Source organism: Bacillus sp. GbtcB10, assembly GCF_019091365.1.
Taxonomy (GTDB): Bacteria; Bacillota; Bacilli; order Bacillales; family Bacillaceae; genus Bacillus; species Bacillus altitudinis.
The window spans coordinates 550,509-567,362 of sequence record NZ_JAGXJP010000001.1 but is presented as its reverse complement, the minus strand read 5'-3'; the positions used below and the strand labels follow the sequence as shown (position 1 = coordinate 567,362).

Sequence of the window (16,854 nt, the reverse complement as noted above, 5' to 3'; positions counted from 1 at the left end):
TTATTTGAACTTTTATTATAGCATCTGTTTGATCAGAATCCGATTGATTTTATGCTTTACATTCCGATCAGTTCATAATATAATTCTTTTGTTTTATGCAATGAAATCTGCTGTTATTGGGATAATAATAGCAGGTATTTCGATGAAGGTGGGAAAGCAATTGTCACAACATGATACACCCTTATACACTGGACTTAAAAAACACGCTTCAACCAATCCAGTCCAATTTCACATTCCAGGCCATAAAAAAGGAGCCGGAATGGACCCTGAATTTAGAGCATTTATTGGAGACAATGCATTAAGCATTGACCTTATTAATATAGAACCTCTTGATGATTTACATTCGCCTCGAGGAATGATCAAAGAAGCACAGGAGCTTGCAGCAGAAGCATTTGGTGCAGACCATACGTTTTTCTCTATACAAGGAACAAGCGGTGCGATCATGACAATGGTGATGACCGTCTGTGGCCCTGGAGACAAAATTATTGTTCCACGTAATGTCCATAAGTCGATTATGTCTGCTATTGTATTTTCTGGTGCAGTACCTGTTTTTATTCACCCGGAAATTGACAAAGAGCTTGGCATCTCACATGGCATCACGCCAGAGTCAGCTAAAAGAGCGCTGACTAAACATCCAGATGCGAAAGGGCTGCTTGTGATTAACCCAACGTATTTTGGTATTTCAGCTGATTTAAAAACCATTGTAGAGATTGCTCATTCATATGACGTACCTGTTCTTGTAGATGAGGCACATGGTGTGCATATTCATTTTCACGATGAGCTTCCATTGTCTGCGATGCAGGCGGGAGCTGATATGGCAGCAACAAGTGTGCATAAACTTGGCGGCTCTCTCACCCAAAGCTCGATTTTAAATATAAAAGAAGGGCTTGTTTCAAAGGATCGAGTACAATCTATTTTAAGCATGCTGACAACTACGTCTACTTCTTATTTGCTTTTAGCCTCCCTGGATGTCGCTAGAAAGCGATTAGCGACTGAAGGAAAGGCACTTGCAGATGAAGCCATTCGATTAGCTGAATCAGCAAGAACTCGTTTAAACGAAATTGAAGGTATTACTTGTATTGGTCAAGAAATTCTCGGTTCACCTTCTACTTACGATTATGACCCAACAAAATTAATCATCTCCATTAAAGACCTTGGACTGAATGGCCATGATGTGGAGAAATGGCTGAGAGAAAGCTACCGAATTGAAGTAGAGCTCTCTGACCTATACAATATTTTATGTATCGTGACGCCTGGCGATTGTGATGAGACGATTGATACGCTTGTAACGGCTATGAAGGAAATTGCGGCCACCTCTGCACGTCAAGGCGGCAAACAAGCCGTGACAGAAGTGTTACTGCCTGAAATCCCTTCGCTTGCGATGACGCCGCGTGACGCTTTTTACGCAACAACGGAAGTCATTCCATTTAAAGAAGCGGCTGGCCGGATCATTGCAGAATTTGTCATGGTTTATCCGCCTGGTATTCCTATTTTTATACCAGGAGAAATCATCACAGAAGAAAATATCTCCTATATCTTTAAAAATATCGAAATCGGTCTTCCTGTTCAAGGACCAGAAGATTCCACACTAGATATGATTCGTGTCATTAAAGAACAAAAAGCCATTTTATAAAAAAGAAACATGCAGCCCCAATTGGAGCTGCATGCTTTTTTATTTATTCAGAGGCTTCATCACAGCAATGACAGTGACCACATGTTCCATAAAGTGTTGTCACTTTTTCATTTTCAAATTGATCAATGGTTTCATTGCAATCTTGACAAATAATTGTACCCACTTGTACATTCCCCTTTTCTTTACTCAAAGTTTGAAAGCGTTTAATCTATTTCATATCTCTATAATATGATGTCACATTTAAGTTGTCAACGGTTAATTGTATGACACAATTAATCATTTTTTATAAAAATATGTTTTTTTCTCATCATATTGAGGAAACGTTTCAAATGTATTTTGCTTCATATCAATTCTGTAACAATTGAGTAACAATCGAAAATTGTCAAAAAGGACGTGATACACTAGAGTGACTAACAGGGAACTGGCTCCTAAAAATGTTGGTACAACCCCAAAGGATTTTGAGGTGAATAGATTGAATTTTATGAGGACCCTTCTCATTATATTCCCTATGCTCTTTGTACTTAGTTCATGCTCATTTGCGTATATCATACCGAATCAGACAGACCAGGTCAGTCATATTCAAAAGCCAAGAATTCTCTTTTTTACTGATGCAGAAAATCTTGATAAAGAAAGTCCTTATTATGACGCAGTGCTCGATTTAAAAAATGAATATCCGAAGGAAATGTCCAAGATGATTGTCAAAGAAGATCGTAAAGGCTGGAAAAATGAAGTAGACGAACTGCCGGCTATTTTACTTGTCAATAATGAAAAGGTCATTGTGAAGGTGGAAGGTAATGTCCGAAGTAAAGAGGATATCTTATCACCCATATGCCAAGCATTAGATCGAGTGAATACAAATTAACGGTTCGACTTTGCACTTATATATCCATATGAAAAAAGCCCTCAGCTCATGAGGGTTTTTCGTTTTCAGCGAGGTTTCACATACATAAAAAAACCCTCTCCGTGTGGAGAGGGCTTCAGCGTGTAGACAAACCCTCGCATTCGGTGTCAGTCCTGCGTGCTGGTGCTCACGAATGTCAAATTCGCTCCGCTCCAGTACTCGTCCTTCCTAGACTGCAAAGGTTTTCTATCACGCTGAAAAGAAGACAAAGGGCTAAAATCAAGTTCATTTCAGCCCTTTGTCAACAATCTGAAACCCTCTCCGTGTGGAGAGGGTTTCAACGTTCATTATTTTACGATATGGATTGGGCTTCCGATTGCTACTTCAGCCGTTTCCATTGTGATTTCACCTAAAGTTGGGTGAGCGTGAATTGTCATTGCGATATCTTCAGCTGTCACACCAGCTTCAATTGCAAGGCTAAGCTCTGAAATCATATCAGAAGCACCAACACCTGCGATTTGTGCACCGATCACAAGACCATCCTCTTTACGAGTGATCATCTTCATGAAGCCATCAGTTGCATCAAGAGAAAGTGCACGTCCGTTTGCTGCGAATGGGAATTTCGCTGCAACAATGTCGATTCCTTCTTCTTTTGCTTCTGCTTCAGTGTATCCAACAGTTGCAAGTTCTGGCTCAGAGAATACAACAGCAGGAATACCAAGGTAATCAATTTCAGCTGGCTCTCCAGCGATTGCTTCAGCAGCAATTTTACCTTCGTAAGAAGCTTTGTGTGCAAGTGGTGGTCCATCAACGATGTCACCAATTGCATAGATGTTTGAAACGCTTGTACGGCATTGTTTGTCAGTTTTGACAACTCCGCGGTCTGTCAATTCAACACCAACTTGCTCAAGACCAAGCTCATCTGTGTTTGGACGACGACCAACAGTCACAAGTACGTAGTCAGCATCGACAGTTTTTTCTTCACCTTTTACTTCGAAAGTAACAGTGACACCGTCAGATTTTTCTTCAACGCCTTTTGCAAGAGCGTTTGTGTGAATTTCAACGTTTCCTTTTTTCTTCAGGTTACGTTTCACTAATGAGCTCATTTGCTTTTCAAAACCTGGAAGGATTTCGTCTCCACCTTCAAGGATGACAACTTCTGTTCCAAAGTTCGCATAAGCAGTACCAAGCTCAGTACCGATGTATCCACCACCGATGACAACTAACTTTTTAGGTACTTCTTTAAGCGCTAAAGCACCAGTTGAGTTAATCACGCGGTCTGTGTATTTAAATGTAGGCAATTCGATTGGACGAGATCCAGTTGCAAGAATTGCATTTTTAAATGTATAAGTCTGCGCTGAATTTTCATCCATGACACGTACAGAGTTGCTGTCTACGAAATAAGCTTCACCTTTGACGATGTCTACTTTATTTCCTTTTAGAAGACCTTGAACTCCACCTGTTAATTTGTTTACAACAGAAGCTTTCCACTCTTGAACTTTTGTGAAATCAACTGTTACGTTTTCAGCTTTGATACCCATGTCTTCAGAATGCTTTGCATTCTCGAAACGATGTCCAGCATTGATCAATGCTTTTGAAGGGATACAGCCGACGTTTAGACATACGCCGCCAAGTGTTCCTTTTTCAACGATTGTTACTTTTTGTCCTAGCTGTGCAGCACGAATAGCAGCTACATATCCACCAGGACCTGCACCGATGACAAGAGTATCTGTTTCGATTGGGAAATCTCCTACTACCATGAATTTACGCCTCCATTAAAATTAATTGTGGATCATTCAATAAACGCTTGATGTGGTTAAGGGCATTTTGCGCAGTAGCTCCATCAATCATACGGTGGTCAAAGCTTAGGGAAAGAGCTAAGACTGGAGCTGCAACGATTTCGCCATCACGAACAACCGCTTTTTCAGCGATACGGCCAATACCAAGGATCGCTACTTCTGGGTGGTTGATGACTGGAGTAAACCATTGTCCACCAGCAGAACCGATGTTTGTGATTGTGCAAGATGCACCCTTCATTTCAGCTGGAGCCAATTTACCATCACGTGCTTTTGTTGCAAGCTCGTTGATTTCGTTAGATACTTCGAAAATCGCTTTGCGATCTGCATTTTTCACAACTGGAACAAGCAAGCCTTTTTCAGTATCAGCTGCAATTCCGATGTTGTAGTAATGCTTTTGAACAACTTCATCTGTTTTATCATCGATAGAAGTGTTAAGTACTGGGTACTTTTTCAAAGCAGAAGTTAGAGCTTTTACAACGTAAGGCAAGTAAGTTAACTTGATTCCTTGATCAGCTGCAACTTGTTTGAATTGTTTACGATGTGCAACAAGGTTTGTTACATCAACTTCATCCATTAATGTTACGTGAGGAGCTGTGTGCTTAGAGTTCACCATTGCTTTCGCGATCGCTTTGCGGATTCCGCTCATTTTCTCGCGAGTTTCTGGGAATTCTCCTTCTAGAACTGGAGCTGCTGCCGCTTTTGGAGCTGCTTCTTCTTTCGCACTTTCAGCTGCTTGAGGTGCTGCTTCTTGAGTTGCTGCAGAACCGCCATTAAGGAAGCTGTCGATATCTTCTTTTAGCACGCGGCCATTTTTACCAGTACCTGCAACTTTGTAAATTTCAACGCCTTTTTCACGCGCATATTTACGTACAGATGGCATAGCAATAACGCGTTTGTTAGGATCAGCATCTACTTGCTCTTGTGCGCCAGCACCAGTTGCTGCTGCCGCTTCTTCTTGAGCAACTTCTTTCTTTTCAGGCTCGTTACCAGCTTCAGCAGTACCTTGTACTTGAGCTTCAGTTTTCGCTTCGCCTTCTTCTTCGCTGCCTTTAAATTGAAGATTTTCGTAACCAGGTGCATCAAACGTAATGATTGTTTGTCCTACAGTTGCAACTGTTCCCTCTTCAACTTTTAATTCTAATACTTTTCCTTTAACAGGTGAAGGAATTTCTACAACTGCTTTATCATTTTGTACCTCTGCTAAAACGTCATCTTCATTGATTTCGTCGTTTGGTTTTACAAACCACTTAACGATCTCACCTTCGTGGATACCTTCTCCGATGTCCGGAAGTTTAAATTCAAATGCCACTGTTTTTCGCCTCCTAGATTATGTTAAACCCTTGTTCTGTCAATATTACACGGTCATGTAATTGATAAAGGGGAAGAGAAATAAATTCTTTTCCCCTCTGTCATTTAATTAAAATTCAAGAACTTTCTTAGCTGTTTCAAGCACGTCTTTATGGTTTGGAAGCCATACGCTCTCAGCTTGAGAGAAAGCAAATACAGTATCAGGTGCAGCTACACGAAGTACTGGTGCTTCAAGGCTAAGAATTGCTCTATCATTGATTTCAGCTACTACGTTTGCTGCAATACCAGCTTGTTTTTGTGCTTCTTGAACAACGATCGCACGACCTGTTTTTTCAACAGAAGCGATGATTGTTTCAATATCAAGCGGGCTCACTGTACGAAGGTCAACGACCTCAGCAGAAACGCCTTCTTTTTCAAGTTCTTCAGCAGCTTTAAGTGATTCGTGAACCATTGCACCGTAAGTGATGATTGAAAGGTCAGAACCTTCACGTTTCACGTCAGCTTTACCGATTTCAATTGTGTACTCTTCTTCAGGAACTTCCTGACGGAAAGAACGATAAAGTTTCATATGCTCAAGGAATACAACCGGATCGTTGTCACGGATTGCAGAAATTAATAGTCCTTTTGCATCGTAAGGTGTTGAAGGAATAACAACCTTGATACCAGGCTGTTGTGCAATAAGACCTTCTAAGCTATCAGCGTGAAGCTCAGGTGTGTGAACTCCTCCGCCAAATGGAGAACGGATTGTCACTGGAGAATGCCAGCGTCCACCAGAACGGTAACGCATACGAGCCATTTGTCCAGAAACAGAATCTAATACTTCGTAAACGAATCCGAAGAATTGAATTTCCATTACTGGGCGGAATTCTTGTAGTCCAAGGCCAATTGCAAGACCGCCAATACCAGATTCAGCAAGTGGAGTATCGAATACACGATCCTCACCAAACTCTTTTTGCAATCCTTCAGTCGCACGGAATACGCCGCCGTTTTTACCAACGTCTTCTCCGAAAACAAGAACGTTTTCGTCATTTTTCAGTTCTGTGCGTAACGCATCAGTGATCGCTTGAATCAATGTCATTTGCGCCATGGCTTACTTCGACTCCTTCTGTTTGTAGATTTCAAGCTGTTCAACCAAGTTAAATGGTTTCACATCGTACATGTTTTCAATCAAATCAGTGACTTTCTGCTTAGGCTGTTCGTCAGCTTCTTTGATTGCTTGTTTGATTTGTTCTTTTGCATCTTCGATGACTTTATTCTCTTCTTCTTCAGACCAAAGGCCTTTGTTTTCCAAGAATTTGCGGTAGCGTACCAATGGATCTTTTTGCTCCCACTCATTTTCATCTTCTTTTGTACGATATCTTGTTGGATCGTCACCAGCCATTGTATGTGGGCCGTAACGGAATGTAAGAGTTTCAATTAATGTTGGACCTTCACCATTTACAGCACGCTCACGAGCTTCAGCAGTCGCTGCGTATACAGCTAATGCATCCATACCGTCAACTTGTACGCCTACGATACCAGCTGCAGCTGCTTTTTGTGCAATCGTTTGTGCAGCAGATTGCTTTTCAACAGGTGTAGAGATCGCATATCTGTTGTTTTGGACAACAAAAATCGCTGGCGCTTTGTAAGCCCCTGCAAAGTTAATACCTTCGTAGAAATCACCTTGTGAAGCTCCACCATCACCAGTGTAAGTGATTGCAACAGCATTTTTACCGCGCTTTTTCAAACCAAGAGCTACACCAGCAGCTTGAATGATTTGTGCACCGATAATGATTTGCGGAGAAAGTGCATTCACATCTTCAGGCATTTGGTTTCCAACAAAGTGTCCACGAGAGAACAAGAATGCTTTTGTTAGTGGAAGACCATGCCAGATTAATTGTGGTACATCACGATATCCTGGAAGAATGAAATCTTCTTTCTCAAGTGCAAAGTGAGTTGCAAGCTGAGAAGCTTCTTGTCCAGCTGTTGGCGCATAGAAGCCAAGACGTCCTTGACGGTTCAATGAAATTGAACGTTGATCTAATACACGTGTAAACACCATACGGCGCATTAATTCTTTTAATTGGTCATCTGAAAGATCTGGCATTGCCGCTTCGTTTACGACTTCGCCTTTTTCGTTTAAAATTTGGAACGTTTCAAACTGCTTTTTGATGGCATCGAATTGCTTTTTGCTATCAACAATTGCTTTTTTTGTTTTTGCAGCCATTCTAAAGTCACCTCTTCCTTTCTTTTAACAGTCAATTTGTCGTGAATCCATTTATACATACAGATATAGGATAACCCAAAATGCTCATATGACTCCTGTATATAATAGCCACAAAGATCATTGTCGAAACATTGGATGATCGCTTGCTTTTGAGTTTTTCTAACTGTATTAACGATAGTTCACAAAAAACTAATACAACTTCTGTTAACAAGGAATAGTTTACAACAAGAAAAATAGTCCGTCAATTGATTTAACGGCTTTATTTAAATAAATGTATTCGCTTTACTTTTTATGGTGACCTGTATCAATCTGTTTAATCAACAGCACAAACTGTACTAGTATAGAGTGGGTCGCTGTACTACAATAGCAGATGTTTGTTTTTGTCGAAAAATAAAAAAAGAGCTATTTTTAGCTCTTTTGATCGTGATGGACAAGGGGCTAAAATGAACTTCATTTTAACCCTTTCTCTTCTTTTCAGTTTGACTTCTTGAAAAAACGAGTAACGACACGCAGGCACTTTGTGAGTAGCAGCGATAAACAGAACTAGAATATGCAAGTACTGTTTTTAACTGTTTTGTGATTCTTTCTGAGCTGTTTTGTATAAAGCTTGTTTATATTCGTTCAATTGATCTGTATATTGATTGAACTTCTTGCTTTCTTTTCTCACTTTACTATAGGAACGATTGACTGTTTTCAGTTTGGATTTCAGTTCAGCGTATCCTAAGTCTTTTCTTTTTAAAGATTCATACAAGTGCTTGTCTTGTTTCAGCGCCTTTTGATACTCACGGTAAAGCTGATCATACGATGCATATCTTTTTTCAATTGATTTGACTGTTTGTTCTGCTTTGTCTTTTACTTCCGCATCTTTTATCTGTTCAGCGAATTCCTTTACAGATTGAAATTCTTTTTTCGATTGATCCATGCTGTCTTTTTCTGTTTTTAAATGTTCTTCACGCTTTTCTGCCGATGCTAATGCTTGATCAGACAAGTTTGAGACTGTTTTTGTGTGGTCTTTTGTTGTTTGAATCATTTTTTTATACAACTGCTGCTCTTTTTTCTCATAGCTTTGCAGTGCACCTTGTTCTTTTTCAAAGGATGCTTCTTTTTCGCTCATTTTCGTCATGGCATCTTGCATCTCATAAAGCGGATTTTGACCTCCGCAGCCCGCAAGCAAGAGGGTACATATCCCCGCTAAAGCTGCACCTGCTTTTATTCTTCTTTTCATCTGTTTCAATTACAAGGTCCCCCTTTACATCTCCACATACCACTATAATTTTTCAGGGCGGTTGTGACAAGGAAAGAGGCTGGCTTTTTGAAGGGAAAGAAGATTTTTTTCATGCTCTAGGCTCATGACTATACAAATAGTGCATTCATACATAGTTTATATTACACGCTTCGCCTTCACTTATGAGAGGCCGAGTGTATTTCCAAAGGAGGTCAAAAGTATGTCTAATTATAGTCATGGAAGTATGTATGGTGGATACGGCGGTTACGGTTATGGATACGGCGGCGGTTGTTGCTATCCAAGTTATGGTGGTGGATACGGTTGCGGTTACGGTGGTGGACGTACATTCGCTTTAATCGTCGTCCTATTCATTCTATTGATCATTGTTGGCGCAGCATTCTTAGGTGGCGGTGGCTGCTGCTAATGGCTGAATAAGCCTCTGACCGGTCTCATACGACCGGTCTTCTTTATTTCATTGCATATGTCGTGTATCATTTTATATACTTTACATACAAAGGAAATAGGAGTGAAGTTTTGTGATTACCATGGATGATATCGTACGAGACGGGCATCCCGTCTTAAGACAAACAGCTGAAGCGGTCGAACTCCCGCCAACAGAAGAAGAAAAACAGCAATTAGCTGACATGATTGAATTTGTCAAAAACAGTCAGGATGCAGACATTGCTGAAAAATATGAACTTAGACCCGGTGTTGGCCTAGCAGCTCCGCAAATCAATATCAGTAAACGAATGATTGCTGTTCACTGTGAAGACGAGGGCGGAGAACTTTACAGCTATGCATTATTCAATCCTCGCATTGTTAGCCATTCAGTCAAAAGAGCTTATTTAGCTACTGGAGAAGGCTGTTTATCTGTTGATGAAGCCATCCCTGGATTCGTCCCGCGCTATGAAAAAATCAGGGTGAAAGGTACAACGCTTGAAGGTGAAGACATTGATATTCGCCTAAAAGGGTTTCCGGCCATCGTTTTTCAGCATGAAATTGACCACTTAAATGGCATTATGTTTTATGATCATATTCAAAAAGATCATCCATTCGCCGAGCCAGACAACGCGGTTGCGATCGGCAGATCATAATAAAAAAACAAGACCCGTCCATCAGCGGGTCTTGTTTTTTTATTCATCAATAAGGCCTAATTCAGTCACAGCGTGGAATATGCCATCCTCATCTACAGGTTTGGTGACAAAGTCAGCTAATGTTTTTAATTCATTGACTGCATTCCCCATCGCAACGCCTGTTCCAACAAACGAAATCATTTCTCGATCGTTCAGCCCGTCACCGAAGGCAATTGTGTCCTTTTGATCGTACGGGAGTCTTTCAATGACTCGTTTAATTCCTTCAGCCTTTGATCCACCTTTTGGCAGGACATCCGTAGACAGCTCATGCCACCTGACGAGATCAATTTCTTCACGGAACGCTTCATATAGATGTTCCTCTTCTGCTTTACAAAATAGCAGCATTTGATAAATGACGTTTTCTTTAAAGAATGACAAATCGTGCTCGGGATGCTCTGTTTTTAAAGTGCCAATCCCTTCATGGATAAATGGATGGTTCGGCACAGACGCCTTCATCGTCTTCTCTCCCATGAAAACAAGCGGATGATCATGTTGATCCGCTGTTTCATAAATTTTATCCATCAGCTCTTGCTTAAGCGGATTGCCATAAATGACTTCTCCTTCGTACATGACATACTGACCGTTATAAGCAATAAATGAGTCAAGCCCTATTTCTTCTAAAATAGGCTGGATAAGAAAAGGCGAACGGCCAGATGCAATGAAGAGATGATGCCCTTTTTCTTTTAATAAACGAACAGCTCGCTTCGTTGATTCAGGTATTTTTTTATCATGGTCATATAAAGTACCGTCGATATCAAAGAAGATGACTTTTTTATTCATATCTCGTCTCCTGTCTCTTGTTATGTATACCCTCTCCCCTTCATCATACAGAAAGATCTTCACTGACGAAACCACTTCCTCTTAAAACGCCCATTTCCCACATATAACCATGTAACATTAAGTGGAAACATCATATAATACAAGTATATAGAGAGAACGGAACAAATGGCTGAATGAGACTCATACCGAAAGGAGGCGATCCGCGATGCTTCGTCGTCTGCGCAAGAAAATTCGAAGACAATGGAAGGACATGCTTCGTAAAAAATCGATTGCTTAAAAGGATCTTCCGCACATTTGCTGAAGGTCCTTTTTTCTCTGAGACTTTTCTTATGCGCGTTTTTTTAATATAATAGAATAAGCGAGTGTAACATACGGTATTTAAGGAGAGATTTGGATGATATATAAGGTATTTTTTCAGGCAAGTACGACTGAGGTACCTGTGAGAGAACACACAGATTCACTATACGTTGAAGCGGTTTCTGAAAGAGACGTACGCGATAAGTTGAAAAAACATAACTACAATATTGAATTCATTCAGCCTGTAGACGGTGCTTTTTTAGACTATGAACGAGAAAGTGAAAATTTTAAAGTATTGGAGCTATGAGAGGAATGAAATTTGTAAAAAACGATCAGGCGGCAGTTTTTGCGCTCGGCGGATTAGGCGAGATCGGTAAAAACACGTATGGCGTTCAATTTCAAGATGAAATCATTTTGATTGATGCTGGTATTAAGTTCCCTGAAGATGAACTTCTTGGAATTGATTACGTCATCCCTGACTATACGTATTTAGTTAAAAACGAAGATAAAATCAAAGGTCTTTTTATTACTCATGGACATGAAGACCACATCGGCGGTATCCCTTACCTTCTCAAGCAAGTGAATATTCCAGTTTACGGAGGCAAACTCGCAATCGGCCTACTTCGTAATAAATTGGAAGAGCATGGTCTATTAAGACAGACCAAACTTCACATCTTTGAAGAAGAAGATACAATTAAATTTAGAAAAACAGCTGTGTCTTTCTTTAGAACGACGCACAGTATCCCAGATTCTTATGGAATTGTCGTGAAGACACCTCCTGGTAACATCGTACATACAGGCGATTTCAAGTTTGACTTTACTCCTGTTGGCGAGCCTGCCAATTTAACGAAAATGGCTGAGATCGGGAAAGAAGGCGTTCTTTGTCTTCTATCTGACAGTACTAATAGTGAAATTCCAGAATTTACGATGTCCGAAAGACGTGTAGGTGAAAGCATTGATGACATCTTCAGAAAAGTAGATGGACGTATTATCTTTGCTACATTTGCATCTAACATTCACAGACTTCAGCAAGTGATCGAGTCAGCTGTTGCCAACGGCCGAAAAGTCGCTGTGTTTGGGCGCAGCATGGAGTCTGCCATTGATATTGGACAAGAGCTCGGATATATCAAATGTCCAAAAAACACGTTCATTGAACACAATGAAATCAACCGCCTTCCAGCAAACAAAGTAACCATTCTTTGTACTGGTAGTCAGGGCGAACCGATGGCCGCTCTTTCTCGTATTGCCAACGGTACGCACCGCCAGATTTCAATTAACCCTGGAGACACTGTTGTCTTCTCGTCTTCACCGATCCCAGGTAACAATATTAGCGTAAGCCGGACTATTAACCAGCTTTATCGTGCTGGTGCTGAAGTCATTCATGGCTCACTCAATAATATTCATACCTCTGGACACGGCGGGCAGGAAGAACAAAAGCTAATGCTCCGTTTAATTAAACCAAAATTCTTCATGCCGATTCACGGTGAGTATCGCATGCAAAAAACGCATATTAAACTTGCGAATGATTGCGGAATCCCTGAGGAAAACTGTTTTATCATGGATAACGGTGAAGTTCTTGCACTGAAAGGTGACGAAGCAAGTGTCGCTGGCAAAATTCCATCAGGCAACGTGTATATCGACGGTAGCGGTATTGGTGATATCGGCAACATCGTGTTAAGAGACCGCCGCATTCTTTCAGAAGAAGGTCTTGTCATTGTTGTTGTCAGCATGGATATGAAAGAATTTAAAATTTCTGCAGGTCCTGATCTAATCTCAAGAGGTTTTGTCTACATGAGAGAATCTGGAGACCTCATTAATGACGCGCAAGATCTCATTTCAAAGCATCTTGAAAAAGTAATGGAACGCAAGACGACTCAATGGTCAGAAATTAAGAACGAGATTACTGACACTCTTGCTCCTTTCCTTTATGAAAAAACAAGACGCCGCCCAATGATCTTACCGATTATTATGGAAGTGTAATGACGTACAGGGAGACACAGCCAATTGGCTGTGTCTCTTTTTTATGCGCAATAAAAAAAACCCGCATATCTGTACGATACGTGCGGGTTCAGTCATTGTTTTACGATTGAATCGGGAGATGCTGAAAACTTCTCACATCAAACAATCCTTGTGTTGTCATTTTCACATCAGGAATGACTGGCAGTGCCAAGAAGGATAATGTCAAAAACGGATTAAAGTCTAAGACAAAGCCTGTTTCCTTTAAAGCATCATGAAGTGCATGAAGGCTTTCATTGACCGTATGTGCAGGTTGATCTGATAATAAACCGGAAATCGGTAATGGAAGCGTATGAAGAACTTCTCCGTCTTTTACAACGGTCAAACCGCCCCCTGCTTCTTTTAGCGTCTCAATGGCTTTGATCATATCAGCATCATTTGTTCCAACGGCAATTAAGTTATGCGAGTCATGGGCAACTGTTGTTGCAATTGCCCCCTCTTTTAAGCCGAATCCGCTGACAACCCCTATCCCAATTTCAGATAGACCTTTATGGCGTTCGACAAGCACTATTTTTAATACATCTCGATCAATATCACATGTAAATTGTCCATCGCTGCCAGAAGGAGATATTTGTTCTAATTTCGTTTCAAGCTGATTCGGTATAATGCGAATGACATTCATCTTTTGATGATCTGTTATAGGCAGCGTTAAATCTTTCTCTTGAACGTCCACTGCATGTACCGATTGCATGAGCGAAGAATTTGGCGTGATCTTGTCGACACTTGGCAAATATTCTCCATGTTCAGAGACCAATTCTCCTGCGATAAAGACGCTTGTAATTCCTACCTCATGTAAGTCAGAAATGAGCATAAAGTCCGCGTCAAAGCCTGGTGCAATCGCTCCCTTTGTTTTGAGACCGAAGCACTCCGCTGCGTTTAAACTTCCCATTTGATATGCTAAAAAGGGGTCCAATCCTTCTTGTATCGACATCCGTACTTGTTCATCAATACTTCCTTGAGCCATTAAATCATCTAAATGTTTATCATCCGTACAAAAGAAAAAGCGTCTCGCATTCTTCTCATTGACAGCAGGTAATACGTTTTTCACGTTTTTAGCAACAGAGCCTTCTCTGAGCATGACATACATGCCTCTTTTGACACGTTCAAGGGCCTCTTGAGCTGTTGTCACCTCATGATCCGTTTGGACATTAGCTGTTCGGTACACATTAATTAATCGGTCCGTTAATCCTGCTAGATGGCCATCAATGAGTTTATGTTCATGTTGAGCATCAAGCAGTTTTTGAAGCATATCTTCTTCCGCTTGTTCAACCGCGACATAATCCATCACTTCGGCAAGACCAAGCACTTCTTTCTCCTGATAAAGAGGCTTTAAATCTTTTGCTTTTAGTGTAGCACCTGATCGTTCAAAGCTGACTGCCGGTACACAGGATGGCAGCATGAAATATATATTTAGAGCAGCTTTTCTCGCTTCTTCGAGCATAAAACGGATACCTGCAACACCGGATACATTGGCAATTTCATGCGGGTCTGTTACAACAGTTGTCACGCCGTGAGGAACGACAGCTTTGGAAAATTCAGCAGGAGTCACCATCGAGGATTCGATATGAACGTGGCCGTCAATGAAACCGGGAACAAGCATTTGACCTGTTGCATCCAGCTCCTGTTCTCCCTCATACTCCCCAATTCCTACTATTTTTCCATTTTCAACAGCGACATCAGCGTCTATCCATTCCTGGTTAAACACGTCCATAACCTTCGCATGTTTAATCACTAGGGCTGCTTTTTTTCTCTTTGCAGCTACCTCAATTTGATGTCTGAAAAGCTCCTTATCCAACGACACTGCCTCCTCCGAGTAAACAATATAATGTTTCTTATCGTAAACGAATCTGTTTGTCCAGTCAATGACATTTAGAGAAAATCAACCATATCAAAAGATTGTTTTTATTTCTGAATAGTGATAATTGGCTGAAAAATAACCATGTTCTATTTTGCTGTTCTTTTAGAAAGTAAACGGCTCTTTTCCACTTTGTTCCTCCCACAATGTCCGCCCCATATGTACACTTCTAAAGCAAAAAACACCCCTTCTCGGAGTGTTTAATAGTCGTTCTGCATTTCCCGTTTTTCAAAGCGCCCGATATCTGCCACTGCCCCAATGACAATGAGGATATCTTCTTTTTGAATCATTTCATCTGCGAGCGGTGAAACGATCACTTCTTTCCCGCGCTTAATTGCCACGATATTGATCCCGTACCTTGCACGAATGTCGAGATCTAACAAAGAGTGCCCAGCAAGTCTGCTGTTGGCGACGATTTCAATAAGGCTGTACTCATCTGACAGCTCTAAATAATCAAGCACGTTGTTAGAAATAATTTTATGTGCAATCCGTCTGCCCATGTCTCGTTCAGGATGGACAATACGGTCCGCACCAATTTTATTCAAAACCTTTTCATGGTAGTCATTTTGAGCTTTCACTGTGACCATTTTGACACCAAGTTCTTTCAGCATAATCGTTGTTAAAATACTCGCCTGAATATTTTCACCTATCGCCACGATCACATGATCAAAATTGCGAATGCCTAGGTTTTTTAGGACAGATTCGTCCGTCGAATCACCAATCACGGCATGTGATGCAATTTTAGCATATTCGTTCACACGATCTTCATTCATATCCATGGCCATGACTTCAAGTCCTTCTTCGCTTAGCGCCTTGCAGATACTTCCGCCGAAGCGTCCAAGACCAATGACTGCATATTCCTTTTTCATGTTCAGACTCCTTTTATATCACTTACCATGCATTTTACTACGGTTTGATTAATGAATCCATATGTGACCGTATTTTTTTACGGAATGCTTCACTTAAGTAAAGGTCTGCTCCTTTTTCGATTTCACTGCGATAATGACCAGGAGGCGCAATTTCTTCGCTCTTTTTTAAAACGAGAAACGTTAAGCAGTCCTCATACACTTGATCACCTACTGTGACATCGACAAATGCTGGACGATAAGTCCCTTCATTTACACCTTCTCGTTTGTACAAATAACGAATGGCATCAAAAGGCACTTCATATAGAACACCCTCTGTTTCTCCGCCGTCTTCTACCATATCTGCTCTTGATCCATCAGGGCGCACCAATGTAAACCTTGTGGTAAAACGATCAAGTGTGCCGCCGCCGATGATTTGTTTGAAATAATGTTCCACTTTCGCAAGCTTAAACCTTGCATCATCCATACAGGACCCATAGGCAAAATAATAGAAGGAAGACGGTTTGCGCTCCCATAGTTGATATGACTTCCAGCAGCCGCTTTCAATCTCCTTCAGGCTCGATGCCTTCTGCTTACCTATTGTATAAGCAACGGCTGACCTTGGCCCCTGGTCTGTCATAACCTCTATTTCCTGCTGGTCATACCCTTCCTCTAGCTCATCTATCTTATGCAGCGTTTCATCACTGACCTCATACAATTCTCCATATACTGTGTTTTGTTCCGAGACAACACACACAGGGTAACCCTCACCTGTATCGTACAGTCTCCCTTTTATCCAAGCAGATGCTGCTAATGGACTGCTTTTTTTCATCAATGTCTCGTGATACTTTTCGTGCTTTAAAAGTGTCCCATACACAAATAAAGTTTTTGTCTCCTTCGTCATCACACATCACAT

The 16,854-nt window shown here is 41.0% G+C and carries 16 protein-coding genes; 6 read left to right on the top strand and 10 right to left on the bottom strand.

Annotation, left to right across the window (positions count from 1 at the left end):
- The first annotated feature begins 160 nt into the window (after window positions 1-160).
- Entirely contained in the window at window positions 161-1,633 is a 1,473-nt protein-coding gene (locus tag KVT11_RS03120; RefSeq protein WP_017359394.1) for an aminotransferase class I/II-fold pyridoxal phosphate-dependent enzyme, read from the top strand.
- Window positions 1,634-1,676: 43 nt separating this feature from the next.
- On the opposite strand, the gene KVT11_RS03115 is transcribed toward KVT11_RS03120, so the two are convergent.
- Window positions 1,677-1,796: a GapA-binding peptide SR1P gene (locus KVT11_RS03115; protein ID WP_003212464.1), complete on the bottom strand. Its 120-nt coding sequence runs from the start codon at window positions 1,794-1,796 to the stop codon at window positions 1,677-1,679.
- Window positions 1,797-2,114: 318 nt separating this feature from the next.
- Between KVT11_RS03115 and KVT11_RS03110 the strand changes: the two genes are divergently transcribed.
- Window positions 2,115-2,495, top strand: coding sequence for a hypothetical protein (locus KVT11_RS03110; protein WP_223255627.1), 381 nt, complete (start codon window positions 2,115-2,117; stop codon window positions 2,493-2,495).
- Between the two features lie 326 nt (window positions 2,496-2,821).
- Here KVT11_RS03110 and lpdA read toward each other — a convergent pair whose 3' ends face one another.
- The 5 genes from lpdA to KVT11_RS03085 form a co-directional block, all read right to left on the bottom strand.
- Entirely contained in the window at window positions 2,822-4,234 is a 1,413-nt protein-coding gene (gene lpdA, locus KVT11_RS03105; RefSeq protein WP_003211097.1) for a dihydrolipoyl dehydrogenase, read from the bottom strand.
- A 4-nt stretch (window positions 4,235-4,238) separates the two neighbouring features.
- Window positions 4,239-5,582 (bottom strand): dihydrolipoamide acetyltransferase family protein, encoded by a 1,344-nt coding sequence (locus KVT11_RS03100; protein WP_008345100.1) that lies wholly within the window; start codon window positions 5,580-5,582, stop codon window positions 4,239-4,241.
- Between the two features lie 108 nt (window positions 5,583-5,690).
- Window positions 5,691-6,668 carry a pyruvate dehydrogenase complex E1 component subunit beta gene (gene pdhB, locus KVT11_RS03095; protein WP_007498597.1) on the bottom strand — a complete coding sequence of 326 codons (978 nt, stop codon included), beginning with the start codon at window positions 6,666-6,668 and terminating at the stop codon, window positions 5,691-5,693.
- A gap of 3 nt (window positions 6,669-6,671) precedes the next feature.
- The gene (gene pdhA, locus KVT11_RS03090) at window positions 6,672-7,787 is read right to left on the bottom strand and encodes a pyruvate dehydrogenase (acetyl-transferring) E1 component subunit alpha (protein ID WP_007498599.1); all 1,116 of its coding nucleotides are present in this window, start codon (window positions 7,785-7,787) and stop codon (window positions 6,672-6,674) included.
- Between the two features lie 565 nt (window positions 7,788-8,352).
- A complete protein-coding gene (locus KVT11_RS03085) occupies window positions 8,353-9,021 on the bottom strand; it encodes a YkyA family protein (RefSeq protein ID WP_017359395.1) in 669 nt (222 codons plus the stop codon).
- Between the two features lie 235 nt (window positions 9,022-9,256).
- On the opposite strand from KVT11_RS03085, the gene KVT11_RS03080 reads away from it, so the two are divergent.
- Both KVT11_RS03080 and def read left to right on the top strand, forming a co-directional pair.
- Window positions 9,257-9,436 (top strand): YjcZ family sporulation protein, encoded by a 180-nt coding sequence (locus tag KVT11_RS03080; RefSeq protein ID WP_026050085.1) that lies wholly within the window; start codon window positions 9,257-9,259, stop codon window positions 9,434-9,436.
- Between the two features lie 112 nt (window positions 9,437-9,548).
- Window positions 9,549-10,106, top strand: coding sequence for a peptide deformylase (def, locus tag KVT11_RS03075; RefSeq protein ID WP_008345111.1), 558 nt, complete (start codon window positions 9,549-9,551; stop codon window positions 10,104-10,106).
- Window positions 10,107-10,145: 39 nt separating this feature from the next.
- On the opposite strand, the gene KVT11_RS03070 is transcribed toward def, so the two are convergent.
- On the bottom strand, window positions 10,146-10,925 hold the full coding sequence (locus KVT11_RS03070) for a Cof-type HAD-IIB family hydrolase (protein ID WP_024719544.1): 780 nt from the start codon (window positions 10,923-10,925) through the stop codon (window positions 10,146-10,148).
- A gap of 394 nt (window positions 10,926-11,319) precedes the next feature.
- On the opposite strand from KVT11_RS03070, the gene KVT11_RS03065 reads away from it, so the two are divergent.
- Window positions 11,320-11,529 (top strand): DNA-dependent RNA polymerase subunit epsilon, encoded by a 210-nt coding sequence (locus KVT11_RS03065; protein ID WP_008345114.1) that lies wholly within the window; start codon window positions 11,320-11,322, stop codon window positions 11,527-11,529.
- A 5-nt stretch (window positions 11,530-11,534) separates the two neighbouring features.
- On the top strand, window positions 11,535-13,202 hold the full coding sequence (rnjA, locus tag KVT11_RS03060; RefSeq protein WP_008345116.1) for a ribonuclease J1: 1,668 nt from the start codon (window positions 11,535-11,537) through the stop codon (window positions 13,200-13,202).
- A 100-nt stretch (window positions 13,203-13,302) separates the two neighbouring features.
- Here rnjA and ade read toward each other — a convergent pair whose 3' ends face one another.
- The 3 genes from ade to KVT11_RS03045 all read right to left on the bottom strand — a co-directional run bounded on the left by ade (window position 13,303) and on the right by KVT11_RS03045 (window position 16,842).
- Complete coding sequence (ade, locus tag KVT11_RS03055) at window positions 13,303-15,033, bottom strand: adenine deaminase (protein ID WP_116306811.1); 1,731 nt, start codon at window positions 15,031-15,033, stop codon at window positions 13,303-13,305.
- A 260-nt stretch (window positions 15,034-15,293) separates the two neighbouring features.
- Complete coding sequence (locus KVT11_RS03050) at window positions 15,294-15,962, bottom strand: potassium channel family protein (RefSeq protein WP_008345123.1); 669 nt, start codon at window positions 15,960-15,962, stop codon at window positions 15,294-15,296.
- A gap of 37 nt (window positions 15,963-15,999) precedes the next feature.
- Window positions 16,000-16,842, bottom strand: a complete 843-nt coding sequence (locus KVT11_RS03045; RefSeq protein WP_116306809.1) for a gamma-glutamylcyclotransferase family protein — start codon at window positions 16,840-16,842, stop codon at window positions 16,000-16,002.
- Between the last annotated feature and the right edge of the window lie 12 nt (window positions 16,843-16,854).

Bases quoted from the DNA above. Each gene is read 5' to 3' on its own strand.
- KVT11_RS03110 (WP_223255627.1), top strand. From the start codon at position 2,115: ATGAGGACCCTTCTCATTATATTCCCTATGCTCTTTGTACTTAGTTCA.
- lpdA (WP_003211097.1), bottom strand. From the start codon at position 4,234: ATGGTAGTAGGAGATTTCCCAATCGAAACAGATACTCTTGTCATCGGT.
- pdhB (WP_007498597.1), bottom strand. From the start codon at position 6,668: ATGGCGCAAATGACATTGATTCAAGCGATCACTGATGCGTTACGCACA.
- pdhA (WP_007498599.1), bottom strand. From the start codon at position 7,787: ATGGCTGCAAAAACAAAAAAAGCAATTGTTGATAGCAAAAAGCAATTC.
- KVT11_RS03080 (WP_026050085.1), top strand. From the start codon at position 9,257: ATGTATGGTGGATACGGCGGTTACGGTTATGGATACGGCGGCGGTTGT.
- KVT11_RS03070 (WP_024719544.1), bottom strand. From the start codon at position 10,925: ATGAATAAAAAAGTCATCTTCTTTGATATCGACGGTACTTTATATGAC.
- KVT11_RS03065 (WP_008345114.1), top strand. From the start codon at position 11,320: ATGATATATAAGGTATTTTTTCAGGCAAGTACGACTGAGGTACCTGTG.
- rnjA (WP_008345116.1), top strand. From the start codon at position 11,535: ATGAAATTTGTAAAAAACGATCAGGCGGCAGTTTTTGCGCTCGGCGGA.
- KVT11_RS03050 (WP_008345123.1), bottom strand. From the start codon at position 15,962: ATGAAAAAGGAATATGCAGTCATTGGTCTTGGACGCTTCGGCGGAAGT.
- KVT11_RS03045 (WP_116306809.1), bottom strand. From the start codon at position 16,842: ATGACGAAGGAGACAAAAACTTTATTTGTGTATGGGACACTTTTAAAG.